This is a genomic window from Paludibacterium denitrificans, from assembly GCF_009707705.1.
GTDB classification, from domain to species: domain Bacteria; phylum Pseudomonadota; class Gammaproteobacteria; order Burkholderiales; family Chromobacteriaceae; genus Paludibacterium_A; species Paludibacterium_A denitrificans.
The window spans coordinates 1978966-1992581 of the sequence record NZ_WLYX01000001.1 but is presented as its reverse complement, the minus strand read 5'-3'; the positions used below and the strand labels follow the sequence as shown (position 1 = coordinate 1992581).

Annotated in this window: 17 protein-coding genes and 1 pseudogene; 10 read left to right on the top strand and 8 right to left on the bottom strand. The window is 55.4% G+C overall.

Annotated elements, in window-relative coordinates; all coding sequences use genetic code 11:
• Nucleotides 1-4: 4 nt before the first annotated feature.
• The 4 genes from GKE73_RS13050 to GKE73_RS13035 all read left to right on the top strand — a co-directional run bounded on the left by GKE73_RS13050 (nucleotide 5) and on the right by GKE73_RS13035 (nucleotide 4114).
• Nucleotides 5-1291 carry a DEAD/DEAH box helicase family protein gene (locus GKE73_RS13050; protein WP_230370337.1) on the top strand — a complete coding sequence of 429 codons (1287 nt, stop codon included), beginning with the start codon at nucleotides 5-7 and terminating at the stop codon, nucleotides 1289-1291.
• Nucleotides 1292-1486: 195 nt separating this feature from the next.
• Nucleotides 1487-1819, top strand: a complete 333-nt coding sequence (locus GKE73_RS13045; protein ID WP_230370336.1) for a hypothetical protein — start codon at nucleotides 1487-1489, stop codon at nucleotides 1817-1819.
• Complete coding sequence (locus tag GKE73_RS13040) at nucleotides 1816-2136, top strand: hypothetical protein (protein ID WP_230370335.1); 321 nt, start codon at nucleotides 1816-1818, stop codon at nucleotides 2134-2136. Before GKE73_RS13045 ends, GKE73_RS13040 begins: the two co-directional genes overlap by 4 nt.
• Before the next feature lie 1123 nt (nucleotides 2137-3259).
• Entirely contained in the window at nucleotides 3260-4114 is an 855-nt protein-coding gene (locus tag GKE73_RS13035) for a hypothetical protein (RefSeq protein ID WP_230370334.1), read from the top strand.
• A gap of 544 nt (nucleotides 4115-4658) precedes the next feature.
• Here the strand turns inward: GKE73_RS13035 and GKE73_RS13030 are convergent.
• Together GKE73_RS13030 and GKE73_RS13025 are read right to left on the bottom strand one after the other, a co-directional pair.
• Nucleotides 4659-5165, bottom strand: a complete 507-nt coding sequence (locus GKE73_RS13030; RefSeq protein ID WP_230370333.1) for a hypothetical protein — start codon at nucleotides 5163-5165, stop codon at nucleotides 4659-4661.
• Between the two features lie 14 nt (nucleotides 5166-5179).
• The gene (locus GKE73_RS13025; protein ID WP_230370332.1) at nucleotides 5180-5491 is read right to left on the bottom strand and encodes a hypothetical protein; all 312 of its coding nucleotides are present in this window, start codon (nucleotides 5489-5491) and stop codon (nucleotides 5180-5182) included.
• Nucleotides 5492-6041: 550 nt separating this feature from the next.
• Between GKE73_RS13025 and GKE73_RS13020 the strand changes: the two genes are divergently transcribed.
• Nucleotides 6042-6314, top strand: a complete 273-nt coding sequence (locus GKE73_RS13020) for a helix-turn-helix domain-containing protein (protein ID WP_230370331.1) — start codon at nucleotides 6042-6044, stop codon at nucleotides 6312-6314.
• 212 nt (nucleotides 6315-6526) lie between these two features.
• On the opposite strand, the gene GKE73_RS13015 is transcribed toward GKE73_RS13020, so the two are convergent.
• Nucleotides 6527-6859, bottom strand: coding sequence for a helix-turn-helix domain-containing protein (locus tag GKE73_RS13015; protein WP_230370330.1), 333 nt, complete (start codon nucleotides 6857-6859; stop codon nucleotides 6527-6529).
• A 171-nt stretch (nucleotides 6860-7030) separates the two neighbouring features.
• Between GKE73_RS13015 and GKE73_RS13010 the strand changes: the two genes are divergently transcribed.
• On the top strand, nucleotides 7031-7201 hold the full coding sequence (locus GKE73_RS13010; RefSeq protein WP_230370329.1) for a hypothetical protein: 171 nt from the start codon (nucleotides 7031-7033) through the stop codon (nucleotides 7199-7201).
• 584 nt (nucleotides 7202-7785) lie between these two features.
• Here the strand turns inward: GKE73_RS13010 and GKE73_RS13005 are convergent.
• From GKE73_RS13005 to GKE73_RS12995, 3 genes are all read right to left on the bottom strand, one after another.
• On the bottom strand, nucleotides 7786-8442 hold the full coding sequence (locus GKE73_RS13005; RefSeq protein WP_230370328.1) for a hypothetical protein: 657 nt from the start codon (nucleotides 8440-8442) through the stop codon (nucleotides 7786-7788).
• Nucleotides 8427-8654 (bottom strand): hypothetical protein, encoded by a 228-nt coding sequence (locus tag GKE73_RS13000; RefSeq protein WP_230370327.1) that lies wholly within the window; start codon nucleotides 8652-8654, stop codon nucleotides 8427-8429. Before GKE73_RS13000 ends, GKE73_RS13005 begins: the two co-directional genes overlap by 16 nt.
• A gap of 216 nt (nucleotides 8655-8870) precedes the next feature.
• Nucleotides 8871-9503 (bottom strand): hypothetical protein, encoded by a 633-nt coding sequence (locus GKE73_RS12995; protein ID WP_230370326.1) that lies wholly within the window; start codon nucleotides 9501-9503, stop codon nucleotides 8871-8873.
• Nucleotides 9504-9729: 226 nt separating this feature from the next.
• Between GKE73_RS12995 and GKE73_RS12990 the strand changes: the two genes are divergently transcribed.
• Nucleotides 9730-9954 (top strand): hypothetical protein, encoded by a 225-nt coding sequence (locus GKE73_RS12990; RefSeq protein ID WP_230370325.1) that lies wholly within the window; start codon nucleotides 9730-9732, stop codon nucleotides 9952-9954.
• 785 nt (nucleotides 9955-10739) lie between these two features.
• Here GKE73_RS12990 and GKE73_RS12985 read toward each other — a convergent pair.
• Entirely contained in the window at nucleotides 10740-11420 is a 681-nt protein-coding gene (locus GKE73_RS12985; protein ID WP_312854571.1) for a tyrosine-type recombinase/integrase, read from the bottom strand.
• Between the two features lie 160 nt (nucleotides 11421-11580).
• On the opposite strand from GKE73_RS12985, the gene GKE73_RS12980 reads away from it, so the two are divergent.
• Nucleotides 11581-12018 carry a hypothetical protein gene (locus GKE73_RS12980; RefSeq protein WP_230370323.1) on the top strand — a complete coding sequence of 146 codons (438 nt, stop codon included), beginning with the start codon at nucleotides 11581-11583 and terminating at the stop codon, nucleotides 12016-12018.
• Here the strand turns inward: GKE73_RS12980 and GKE73_RS12975 are convergent.
• Nucleotides 12012-13019: pseudogene (locus tag GKE73_RS12975) on the bottom strand (IS1595 family transposase). The gene GKE73_RS12980 and the pseudogene GKE73_RS12975 sit on opposite strands and share 7 nt — an antisense overlap.
• A 157-nt stretch (nucleotides 13020-13176) precedes the next feature.
• Between GKE73_RS12975 and GKE73_RS12970 the strand changes: the two are divergent.
• Together GKE73_RS12970 and GKE73_RS12965 are read left to right on the top strand one after the other, a co-directional pair.
• Nucleotides 13177-13473 carry a hypothetical protein gene (locus tag GKE73_RS12970; RefSeq protein WP_230370322.1) on the top strand — a complete coding sequence of 99 codons (297 nt, stop codon included), beginning with the start codon at nucleotides 13177-13179 and terminating at the stop codon, nucleotides 13471-13473.
• A 12-nt stretch (nucleotides 13474-13485) separates the two neighbouring features.
• Nucleotides 13486-13608 (top strand): DNA cytosine methyltransferase, encoded by a 123-nt coding sequence (locus tag GKE73_RS12965; RefSeq protein ID WP_230370321.1) that lies wholly within the window; start codon nucleotides 13486-13488, stop codon nucleotides 13606-13608.
• Nucleotides 13609-13616 lie beyond the last annotated feature (8 nt).

Here is a 13616-nt window from a genome sequence, read left to right as displayed (position 1 = left end):
TGATTTGCACGATGCCGAGCATCACAAGCTGTTTGACAGCGTGCTGGTGGTGTCTGACCGCACGGTACTGGATGCCCAGCTGCAAGAAGCCATCTTCGACTTCGAGCGCACCACGGGGGTGGTAGCCAGCATCAGCAACGACAACGGCAGCAAGAGCGCCCAGCTGTCGCAGGCGTTGAAGGATGGCAAGAAGATTATCGTCTGCACCATCCAGACCTTCCCGTTTGCCTTGAAGGCGGTACAGGAACTGTCGGCCACCGAGGGCAAGCGCTTCGCGGTGATTGCCGACGAGGCACACAGCTCGCAAACCGGCGAGGCTGCTGCCAAGCTCAAGCAATTGCTATCGGCCGAAGAGTTGGCCGAACTGCAGGACGGTGGCGAGGTGGGCACCGAGGACCTGCTGGCGGCACAGATGGCCGCGCGGGCGGGCAGCGACGGCCTGACTTATGTCGCCTTCACTGCGACCCCCAAGCAAAAGACCACGGAGTTGTTTGGTAAGCCGGTCCGGATGGCTTGCCACAGCCATTCCACGTCTATTCGATGCGCCAGGGCGATTGAGGAAGGCTTCATCCTCGATGTGTTGAAAAACTATACCCCTTACAAACTCGCCTTCAAGCTGGCCAACAACGGCAAGGAATACGACGAGAAGGAAGTCGAAAAGAGCGAAGCGATGAAGGGCATCATGCAGTGGGTCCGGCTGCATCCCTACAACATCGCGCAGAAGGTTCAGGTGGTGGTGGAACACTACCGCGAGAATGTACAGCCCCTGCTGGGAGGCAAGGCGAAGGCCATGATTGTGGTGGCCAGTCGCAAAGAGGCGGTGCGCTGGCAAAAGGCCATCCGCAGCTATATCGAATCCAGACACTACCCGCTGGGCGTGCTGGTGGCCTTCTCGGGCGAGGTCGATGACCCGGACAGCTTCCCTGACCCGGTGAGCGAAACCAGCAAGGACCTGAACCCCGGCCTCAAAGGCCGCGACATTCGCGATGCCTTTGCCGAACCGGACTATCACCTGCTGCTGGTGGCCAACAAGTTCCAGACCGGTTTCGACCAGCCGCTGCTGTGTGGCATGTACGTGGACAAGATGCTGGGTGGCATCCAGGGCGGTGCAGACGCTGTCGCGCCTGAACCGTGCTTACCCGGGCAAGGACACCACCTACATCCTCGACTTCGTCAACGACGCGGCGGAAATCCTCAAGGCGTTCAAGACCTACCACACCACGGCAGAACTGGAAGCCACCACCGACCCGAACACGGTGTACGACCTGCGCGCCAAGCTGGATGCAGCTAAGCCATTACGATGATTTTGAAGTGGACCGCGTGGCCAAGGTGGAGATGGACCCGAATGGCACCCGGGCACAACTGAATGCGGCGATTGCGCCGGTGGCCGACCGCCTGCTGAAGCGCTACAAGCTTGCCCAGGCGGACAAGGCACACGCCGAGAGCCAACAAGACAGCGCTAAGCATCCAGGCCGCCAAGGATGCCATGGCCGCGCTTATCCTGTTCAAGCAGGACATGGGCGCCTTCAACCGTCTGTATGCCTTCCTGTCGCAAATCTTCGACTACGGCAACACGGACATCGAAAAGCGCTTCCTGTTCTACAAACGGCTCATTCCGCTGCTGGATTTCGGGCGCGAGCGCGACACGGTAGACCTGTCCAAGGTGGTCCTCACCCACTACACGCTGCGTAATACCGACACATTACCGCTCAACCTGAATCATGGCGAAACACCGAAGCTGCCACCGATGGATGCCACGGGCAGCGGCATGGTACAGGACAAGGAAAAAGCCTTCCGGAGGAAATCATCCAGAAGGTGAACGGCCTGTTTGAGGGTGAGCTGACCGATGATGACCAACTGGTCTATGTGAATGGCGTGCTCAAGGGCAAGCTGCTGGAGAACACCACCCTCATCCAGCAAGCTGCCAACAACAGCAAGGAGCAGTTTGCCAACTCGCCCGACCTGAAAGACGCCCTGCTGAACGCCATCATGGACGCCTTTGAGGCGCATACCAGCATGAGTACCCGGGCGCTGGGCTCAGAACGCATCCGCGATGGGCTGAAAGACACCCTGCTCGGCCCTGCGCAGCTGTACGAGGCGCTGCGGGCCAAAGCAGGCAATCAACCCCGGCTCTAGCCAATCCCCCTTTCAGCCAAGGCACTCTGCGATGAGTGCCTTTTTTTATGTTTCTTCCCGTACAGAACCCGGTCACACGGGTAACGGCTTGGCATGGAGTCGATACGGCGGGGAGACTGTTGCCGAGGTCAGCGGAGGGGGTCGGCAGCAAACGGTGACTCACTTGCGCGTCCCAGCCAGCTGCCCCGGTTGCCGCCCCCGTAGGGGCCGGGCGCTACGTATCCGTCCCGGCCCCTCGAGCCATTGCCCGAGACCGCCAGGCCGAACTAGCCGCGTCCCCCCGGAGATAACAGGAGGGCGAAGCTCAAACTTTCCATGTCATACCGCCCTCCCCCGGTTGCCCACTGCCACACCAGAGCGTTGCCAGCCTCAATACTCAATGGACACACGAGCTGCCATGCCACTGCCGCACCAAGTCAAATTTACACATTGTCGGGCAGCCAAAGGCTGTTGCTTTAGCGGCGCTCTGTTAGCATAGTGCCGCGCATTCTCCCGCACTCAGCACGGAGAGGCATCCCAAGCACAAGCCAGTCGCCTCCCGTCCAGTGCCTCCGGAAGCGCTTCAATCCAGCGGCACCTCGCCAGCGTCCAAACCCGGCTAACCAAGCTAACGATACTAAAAATTCTACAACTACTAGGCGGGCGTATCGTCACACGAGAATCCCCCTCATCCCAATGGCTTTTTCTACTTTGCTGAGCCGCAAACGATGCAGACCTCAAGTCAAAGCGATGTAGCCCTCAAGTCAAACCGATGCAGACCCCAAGCGAAAGCGATGCAGACCCCAAGTTCAAGCAAAGCGATGCAGCGGCCAAGTTCCCTCCCCTGAAAAAATAAATCCATCTGCATTTAGAGCCACTTTTCTCAAGATGGCCCAATGAAGGCTACTTTTGACGAAATCATGGTGGTCATTTTTATATATACACATGGGTCTCAATCACTGAGTGCAGGTTATGAACCGCCAAACAACTTCTCGTCACGCCACTAACACGCTCCAGCTTGCTGTTCGCGTTCCTCGCCTGCTTCATCAGCAGTTCTACGAGGCTTGCGAAACACGAGGCACAACAGGCTCCAAGATGATTCGGGCATTGATGGCGCTCTTTGTTCAGAAGGGGAAACAGCAAAATGGCTAAGCGAGCGATTCCCAATACAATTCAGCAACGGGTCGCTGAACTGCATATGAAGGCGACCAAGATGGCTAATGCCGCACTTACCGAGGCACCTGACTATCAATCGACCTTCATGGAAGCAGCTGAGTGTTTTGACAGCATAGCGAGAAACATCGAGCGTAAGGCAAAAAAGGAAGCCATCGAACCAGCCATTGCCGAGCTCCCTAAGGAGGCCACCATGGAAGAAGTGCGAACGGCACGTCGCCGTCAGGCAACTCGCCGGGGCACCGATGTCTACCTCCCCAGTTGGTCCGCCATGTCCAGCGCCCTACCCAGTGCTTTTCTGCGTTCTGCGCTCTTCTCCCCCAGTCGCCGTATTCAGGCTGAGAACACTAAGGTGCTGGCCGGTGACCAGACTCTCCCGGTGGCGGACAAGGAGATTGCGACCTTTCAGCATGTGACGCTGATTTTCAGTGGGTATGAACTCTGCCAGTTCGACCGCCGGTCTATGCAACGTGCCTCGGACTACTATCGAGAGAGACCACTCTCCGCTGAAGAAGGCACCCATCACATCCGCACCTCGTTTTACCAGTTCGCCACACGTATGGGCGGAAGCTACAGCCGGGACACCCACAAAGCCATCCGGGCCAGCCTGCTACGCTTGAGCTTCGCCCAGATGCGATTGCGCGTCAATCAGCTGAACCTTGAGGTCCCCAAGCTACTGGCCGTGAGCTTTGTCGATGGAGAGGCCGGGGAGAACGTTAAGGGCAGCGACATACTGTTACTGCGGGTCACAGAATCCGTTGCGGAGCTATTTGGGCCTGGCACTGGACGGCTGTCGACAAAGAGGTCGTGCGCTACGATGGGCTGATGGGCTGGTTGGCCAGTTTCTACGCCAGTCACTCATGCCCCCTGTGGCTACCGGTTCAGCGGCTGTACCAACTGTCAGGCTATGAATCTCACCTACGCAACTTCAAAGCCAGTCTCATCCGCGCCCTCGGAGAAGCTGAAGCATGAGGACACACCGAGCTGTAGTCAGGTCAGCGCCTATTACTTCTCGAAGGATGGCACCAAACTTATGGTTGTTTGCAAAGCTTGGGGCACAAACCAGCCTTCCGAGTAAACGTGCCCGGCCGCAAGCTCTCTCAGGGTGACACATGGCATGCCACCTCAGCCTCTGCCAATTTGTCGCCTTCCTCTCTGAGACGCACCTTCATCGAAGTACGCTCGGCGGCATCAAGAACCAAGTGCAGCAGGCTATTTTTCGACAGACGTAGGCAAAAAAATCGAGGAGTCGATTTATTTTTCCGGAATGTCTTGATAAGAGATGGGGCCAAGAAAATAGGCTGACTGGTGAGGTACTCCATGCAACCTATCCTCCATAAACCCGGCAATGAATAATTATAACTTGCAATTTAGTTTTTATTATTTTTTGTCAATGCGTATGAATTACATAAAATGCCTGCAATATGGCTATTCATCGTGTTATCACCAATTGCGAAACTCCCCCAGTTTCCGTTGGCATTTCCTTCCACGTCGCCAAACCATACGCGCCCTTTTTTACGGTTGCAATCTTTTGTTTCCACAAAGTACCGTCCCAAAGATTCATCACTTCCATTTATATGTTTGAATGTTGCAATGTATGCAATACGGCCCTTCCCCATTTTAACAATGGAGCCGGATTGTTTTAATGCATAATACCCTTCCCCACCGCCGGGAATATCACGCAGTGGTGCATGAGCCCACTTGCCTTGGCTCATGAAGTCGTCTGATGGGCGCATGGCCTCTGCCATCGCCATGGCACGCTCAACCACTGGCGACTCAACTTTTCTAGTCACAAAAATCCAGTCACCATCCTCCGCTTGGGCGTTATGAATGACCACAAAAGAAAGAGCAAAATAAAATGCAATTTTCTTTTTCACGATAAATATTCACCTCAGTTAGGTGGGATTGTTTTATTGGCGACGTCCGCTTGCACTGTTTGATGGCTACCTGACGCTGCAGCTTCGTTCTGGAGTTGTGACTCGTAAGCTGCGATGTCGTCGAGCACCTGCTTCGCACTCGGATTCTGTGATGCCGCACGTTCGACACGCTGGATGACTTGCCCAAACCACTTCGGGCGCTGGTCAGGCTTCAGGCCGTAGAAGCTCTGCGCCGTCAGTGTATGGCCTTCGGCGAGGCGCGTGACGGCCCGGTAATCTTGGTCTACAAGTAGCACGCGCTCTTCCGGCTTGTCCTTGCATTTCATCTTCGTAAAGATGTAGGCCTGCCCAACCGTCTTGTCCGGCTCTGGAGGCAGTACAACTTCCTGTCTCCCCGGCGGACAGTTTCTGGCCAATCCCGTGAATATGGGACTGCCACACCCTCAGCATTGCACGTCGAGAACCACGGACCTCCCTTATAGGCGCTAACCGCGGTCACTGTATCGACGTCATTCAGGTTAACGCTCGGGTAATACGTCTGAGATAAGTGAAGTGTGATACTGAATGCCATTGCGGCAGACCACCCTAGGAGGTTCACCCCAGCCATGATGAGTTCAAACATATTCAGCTATTCAAGAGAGGTAGCCGATAAACCGGCGACTTGAGCAAAAGCACCTAGGTTGGGGGCACGTACGCTGCTGAACCCGGCGGCTGGCTCGATTTGGGAGCGGGCGTCCACCGCACAACATGCAGTCGTCGGCCACCCATTAATGACGTTTGATTGTATGAATTACGTAGAGATATTACAAGGCCATCCCTACGAATATCGTAGGATGGTAAGAAAACAGCCAGCTACCGTCTTTGGCCATCGCTTGCGTGAAGCGGGCCATTCCTCAGGACCGGCTAGGCATTGAAATTGGCCTTGATGAGGGAACTGCAAGTGCAAGGATTAGCCGCTACGAAACAGGAGCCCATGAGCCGCCATTTGGCATCGCGGTCAAGCTGGCACAAGTGCTCTCTGTGCCTACAGCATATTTCTATTGCGAAGATGCTGAACTTGCTGACCTGATACTCACCTTCGGTCGCGTAGCAAGGCATGACCGTGAACGCATCAAGCATCTGATTGCATCCATGCAGGACAAGCCTTAGCCCTAGAGCTACACCAAGCACTCACAAAACACTCCCTCAAAGAGGGAGTGCGAGAAAACAGTATTCTGTCCTACACACCTCGCCCACCGCCGAACCACCAGCCCCGAGAGGGGTTAAGCAACTCGACCCCGTACGCCTTTTGATACAACAGGACCAGCAACAACTGCACCTTCTCCGGAAGTGCATCCAACGCCTCTTTCTCCATCCCGGATTCAATAGCGGCTGATGACTGGCCAACCGGCATCATTGCCTCGGCTGAGTCGTTCCCCCAGCGACGGAGATGTCGCCAGAAAATCGGCCGCGGTCAATCGCTCCGCCAGAATGAAGCCTGCTACGCCCGGTACGTCGAGGTAGGCGGCGAACTGGCGCAGCAGGTCGTCATCAATGCCATCCATGGGCTTATCGCCATTCAGCAGTTGCGACAGATAGCTCTGGCTGATGCCCAGTCGAGCCGCCGGGCTCGAAATACGTTCTCCCTTCTTACGCAGCACCTGTTTTAACGCCACGCGCAGTCGCTGGCCTTTCTGTTTCCTGACCTCTTGCATGATGAGTTGCCTCTATGGTCGGGCACATGCCCAACGACGTATAGGCAAACCGCCGTGCCATCCCGGCAGCCATTGCCTCCAGCAATACCCCATTGCTGGAGGCAATACTTTTTCCATGCCTGTTGAAGATAGGTAGCCTTGCTATTTCTACCCTCTTTAACGAGCCATATCATGTTTAGTTTCCGACCCAATGCACTGGATACTGAAGGTCTGTCTTGCACGGCCAAGCAAGTGCTCTACGGTGCCATTCGGATTGCGCTTCAAAGGCGCTCGACCGCCCTAAATATCCTGACTTTTGCCGAGTTCTATCAACGCGTTGGCTTCTTAAGCGTCGACGACTAAGACACAGTTCATCGCACTCTTGAATGAAGCAAGGCAAGCACTTGGTATTATTGAGAATACATTGACGAGCGAAGAGGACTTTGACACTCTGACAGGTAGCACCCCTGTCTTCAGCGCTATCTACGTCATCAACAGCCTGATAGCGTTTACATTGACTGACCCAATGTACCTGCTGTCCGAAAACGATTTGAATAGTTTGATTTCGTATAACGCCTAATCACCCGATACGATAGCAACCGAACCAGTTAGCCTGAAAAAATGGTGGCGGTGGGCGAGCGCATGGGTTGAAAACTGTCTTGGCCCGAAGAGATATCACAACCTTTGACAGCACTAACAAGCAGCCAAAAGGTTTGCGTCTCTTCGGCTACGGAGGGCAGGATGCAGAGGGCAAGGCGGCGGAACAGGGAGCCAGACTTCCCAAAATGGCCGTACTCTGCGCCACCCGCTGCAGCCATAGCCCGTAAAGTGCCGGGAGGGGGGTGGGTCAATATGGAGACCGGTGAATGGTACCCGTCTCCATATATGTGGATACCTCTAGGAATGAAACGTCAGCCGTTCACCAAATAGCTTGCAAAACTACCGGTTCACAGAAGCAAGTTGAGGTACCTAACTTCATTAATCGGGTCAATTTCCCCCGGTTGAATACCATCGATAGCAGGCAGCAGTTGTTTGTTAGCATCCGTCACCGGCTCGATTCGCGAGGTCACATCCTCGGAGCCCAGTGCCGATACAACGGTGCGATTTATCTTACCCATAACAGCCCCTACGTCGGTAAGCATGCCGGGCTCCGCCTTAAGCAAGAAGCTAGGCTTCAGTCCAATACCCGCGGCCAAGCCCAGCTCGGCACCTAAGCGAGCGCCAAGGTACTTGGCAAGTTCCGGCGCCGTGGTATCCGAGCCAATTCCAGAACTGCGGCCGAGGGAAACTAGCTTACCCTCCATAATGAACGAGACACCAAAGCGGTCTTCACCATAGGGAAGGCCGCGCTGATACCGAGGGCGGGTGTTATACCAACGCACCTGAACAATCATTTCACCCCGTAGTTTGAAGCGCTTGCCATCCCCGTTATAGCCCTTAATGAATTCCTTAACAGCCTTCTCATAGTCGTCACCTTCACAACCACGGGCGCACGGCAGAACTTTCAGTTTGGGGAGGTAGCCAATTAATTCGGCAGCCTTTTTAGGGAGCTTGCCGGTATTAGCCATGGTTTTCAACAGCGCTTCATTCACGACATCAGGCATGTTTTCGTTCGGGCGAAACAGTAAAGCCCGGCTACCTGCTTTGGCCGCAAATTCTTTTTGAACGGATTCTGGTCAGTGGCGACGCCCGGGGGCCACTGCACATCTGCGGCGGTAGCCTCAACTTTCTTTGAGTCAGTGTTTACAACAGCATCCTGAGCTATTGCACCAATCGGCGTCAGGCAAAAAATCAAACCCCAAATATAGTTTTTCATGTCATGTTTTCTCAGTTACTTAGGCTTGCAAGTAGAGACGACGCCAGTGTTTCATCCAACTGTTTCAACACATCTTGTCCCACATCATCGCACTCGACGGCAAACAGAAAGAAGCAATGACCACGCGCAAGAGCACTCACCTTGCTCACCTACCGACGACTTCTCTTTCGAGTCATCGGAATTGTAACCTGCCCCCTCCAAGCCGTCTTTCATTTGTCATGAATGTAGCTGTAGCCGCTCACCATGGGATATCTTCTGAACATGGAATAGGAACGGCAGCTCGCCACGATAGCCTCTCCGCCGGGATTCCTCGAACAAGCGCCGGGACTGTTCTCGCACGCCATGAAACCCAGGCTGGTTGGCCAGCCTCTGCAAATAGGCGGTCAAGGCCGATTCATGTCGCTTGTTGCACAGCTCGGCAATCATGGCGAAATGCTCTTGCATCTCCTCCTTGGGCCGTCGCCAGCTCCAAGCGGTGCGTCCATGTTCCGCCCGACGGAACAGTTCATACCCCAGCCAAGTCAGCCGGGGTTTATCGGTTATCTCGCGCAGCGTTTCACCTTCCAGCCCGGTCCCATGCGTTGCCAGCAAAAGCCATTCCACTGACTCGGTCTGTTCCGGCCAGTACATCACCAGCAAGGCGTTCGCCATGCCTTTCTTCCGCCGCGTCAAGCGTTGGGCTGGCGTGCATCCGATACCGTAGCGCTCATGAAACTTCTGCGCCAACGCATTAGCCTTGCTGGATGACACGGTTCCACAGGTGTAACGCGTGTAGCCCTTGGGGGCACAGTCGATGACGCGGGCCAAGGCGACCGTCTTGCTGCGGGCAACGGGGGTGGTGGCGGGCATGAGATTTCCAGATGAAAGGTGATACTTCGTATAGCTCGGCGCCGCGCCAGTACAGTGTGATTTGGCTAAAGAGAAGGAAACATAATGATGTTCCATGAAACATGCGAGAAGTGAGCGCTATACGCAAAGAGGCCAGACGTGTTTGCAGGGCAGGCAACCAGGGCGAAGGTCTGGCTGACTCGCACGCATGGCAGTCTGCACTATGTCTCTTTGCCAAGGAGGCATAGTGCAGACCGCCAAACTGCAAAACACACACATGTCGAAAGACGCGCGAAGGGTTGCCAGCCCTTCGTACACTGCCTTAGCTGCATGCCGGGTAATGCTGGCTGGTGCGGCTGAAACGGGCGCTGGTGGCAGACATGCCACCTTCGACCCAATCCGCCATGCGGCGGTGTTGGGCGACACGGAAACGGGAACTGCGGTAACGCAGACCAACCCTGTTGATTCGTGAACCGGTGCAAATCCGGGCTCTGGGACGTTTGGAAATGAACGGCGTGACAGAGACCGCGCGTGTGGGCTGCTGAGGGCGCAGAAATGCGTCAGACCGCAGAGGGGAAACACGGAAGCGGTGGCACCTCCGTAATGGGAGGGTCGCTGGATAGCTCAAGCACGTAACTAGGGGTGAGAGTCCCCTTTATCGCGGTAAGAAACCTTGGATATGCCCCTCTTTGGGGTGATTCGTTGATGACGGTTCGAAGGCAGGTAAGCGCCTGCTATGGAACATCGAGGCGCCGAAACCGGGCAACCGGGTAAGCGTATGCGATGCCTTTGAACCAGAGACGACGTATTCCTAAATCGTGGTTTCGACACGGTCAGCTAACGTGGGAACCTCTGACGGCTCTTGCACCAGGTGGCACTGGTGAAGATGAGCGCAAGAGGGGGAGCGGCGGAAAGTAGAGTCTGACTGGATGGCGAGAACTAATCACTCAAGCCAAACGGAATGCACAATAGTGCACTCGAAAACTGCCAGCGGTGGAAAATGTGTGTGGTGGGCTTGGCGGCCCGTTGTGGTGATGTGCCGTGTACTCCGCTTGGCCGCGGAGTACACGACCTCTGACCTTGGTCGGTCAGATAGCGAGAAGTGGCTGTATCTCTTAAGGAATTTTTTAACTCAAGACCGGGCATCACGCTCGATGCCCGGTCTTCTTTTGGTGTATCGTGGGTCGGTGTAACGTGCACGGGTTGAGCCGGGCTTTTCTTGGCTCCAGAGCAACTCCCGGGACTTGGGTAACTCAGTTATCTTTCTGACTTGCGCTTTGCCATGCCATCGAATGAGACCCAATTCTTCTTGTCTTCACCCAGCCATTCCCGCACTTTCTGTCGTTGTTCGTCAGTTGTGCAGAGTGCTTCGAACGCGCCCACTAGGCTCTCTTGTTGCACTTTGTCAGCTAAGCGGTCGAGCTCTGCGCGAATCTCCGGAGCTGTCGAGAGACCTTCATCATAAATTTCGAGAGCTTGCGTACTTTTGTGCCCCGTTTGCTTGCGAATAGTTGCATAGGGCACGTTGCTCTCGATAGCCCGCGAGATGAACTCACGGCGACCGGCATGCATGCGAAAATCCGGGGCGACAACGCTTTCTTTTCTAAGCAGCTTGACGCCGTACGAGTAGTTGTAGGGCACCCAGGCCCCCGTTCTGGCTCGGGTACAGAATACGAACGCACTGTCGTCCGGAGTGTCGACTAGCTGCAGATACAGCATCTGTGCGGCGTCACTCGTGATATGTACGTTGCGGTAGGTGCCGTTTTTTGTGTCTCTGAATGTCAGCTCTCGTTTTTCTAGTCGCAAGTCTTCTTTGCGCAGTTCTTTTAGCTCGCCCGGACGGCAGCCCGGTGTCGCAGCGCTGCGAGGAAACGCGCCGCTTTTGCGATGTTTGGGCCGGAAGCCCGGGCATACACCTGCACTTTTCCCAACTCTGATGGCGGCACTCGCCGCCTCCGCTTCTTTGTTGCGGGTCGACTGAGATGAGTGACGAAGTTTTCTCTAACCAATTTGCCGGAATTATGTAGCAACCGCACATGACTAGCGGGGCGGCACGCCCAAAAATATCTCTGTTTTCAACATCGGCAGGGATATTGTCATGGCTGAATCTCACGTCATCACCGGCCTGGTTGCCAAGCGGTCGGAAGTCGGCGGTCTGATCGCCCACTACCAGCAGGAAATCACCCGATTACAGAATGATTTGCAGCATCTGGACGCCACCATCAAGCTGTTCGACCCCGAATATGACCTGCGCACCATCCGGAGTAAGCCGGTTCGGCAGCGGAATAAGTATTTCGCGCATGGAGAAGGCCACCGGCTCATGCTGGAAGCGTTGCGGAAGTTGGGCGGTCAGGCCAGCACGGTGCAAGTTGCGCTGGCAGTGCTGACGCGCAAAGGCATCAATGCGGAACATCAAAGCGGTGTCCACCACTGTCTGGACGGTGTGCTGCGCCGGGCAGCGAGTTCCGGCGTGGTTACGGTTGTTGGCCGGGACGAGACCGGCATTATCTGGAAGCTGGCCGATCTGCCTCAGTGAATCACTTGCTCGATCTGGCGCTTGTTCCCCTGCCAGTAGCCGCAGAAATCCCGTGAAGTGCGCGTCTCTGCGCACTTCATCAGAATATCCCCGAACATTTCGCCGTTACTCATGCGGCGGTTGTCTTCCCGGTATGCCGCCTCGTTTGCGTAGTTATTCAGATACGCGATGCCGAACTTGTGAACCTGGCCGTACTGCATGCGACGGAAGCGCGAGAAATAGCTTTCGGCCATGTTGGTGGTCACACCCGCGTCGGAGCGGTATTCGACCTGGTGATTGACGCGCTGGGTAGCGAAGTAAGCGTGCAAGCGGATCGTAGGCGCTCGCTTCATCGGCGTACACCGCCGTCCCTTTGCGCAGATAGCGGCCCGCCAGCTTGAGTACGCTGCCTTGGTTCTCGCTGTTCATGACGAAGGTCAGCGTGCGCTTGCCACCCTCGCCGGGTTCGCCGCGTGAGCGCATCACGAACACGCACCGCTTGTCGGCTTTCTGGTTCTCGGCCATGCGTCGGTCCACACGGTCTTCTTTCTTGTTCTTCGGGCGGACATGTCCGTTGACATACGCGCCGTCCATTTCCACGTCGCCATCCAGTTCGCTTTCATCACGCTGAACCAGTAGCGATTCGCGGATCTTGTGCGCCAGGACAAAAGCGGTCTTGTACTGCACGTCGAGGTCACGGGATAGTTGCAGCGCCGACAGCCCCTTGACGGCGTTGCAATAGATGGAAATCGCAGCCGGTAGTGTTTCAGCGGCAGCTTGTGGCTGGCGAAGATGGTGCCGGACGTGACCGAGAAGGTGTGATGGCAATCCCGGCAGCGCCACTGGCGGCGGCTCCTGATGAAGTAGTGCTTGGCGATGCTGCCGCAGTCCGGGCAGATCGAGTCATGGTGGCCCCAACGGCTCTGCCGGAACATCTCGAACGCTTCATCTTCTCCCAGCGAAAAAATCTTGCGCAGCGACATCGAGCGGGCTTGGGCGGAAAGCAGGAAGTGTTGGGTCATGGCAGCCTCAGTCACATAGAACTATGTGTTAATTATGCACATACAACTATGTGGCGCAAACCGAAAGCACACTATTTGTTTTGCTATACACACAATTTGATTTGTATGATAAATTAATGGCTGTGTATCACTTTCTGGATCTGCTATGATTCCCGCCATGACTTACGACGAATTCAGGCGACAGCTAGGCAAGGCTGGGCTGACCGTAAAAGGGTTTGCCGAGCTAATCAAGCAAACGCCTAACTCCATCACGAACTACGCCACCCATGGCGAGGTTCCCCCGCATCTGGCGATTATTGCTGCCCTGATGGGCGATATGGCCGAATCGGGCCTTGATTACCGCACAACGCTGGCACGTATCCACTTTGAAGCCAGCAAACCAAGAGGCGGCGCGGAGAAGGGAAAGTTTGGCGGAAGTAAGCAGACCAACCTCAACCTAACCTCGAATAGCTAAAGGCTCAACAACATGAACAAAACACATAAGACACAATTTTCCTCCTTGGAAATTTGCGCAGGAGCAGGCGGTCAGGCTTTGGGTCTTGAAATGGCGGGTTTCGAACATTCCGCGCTGGTTGAAATTGAAGCGTAAGCGTGCGC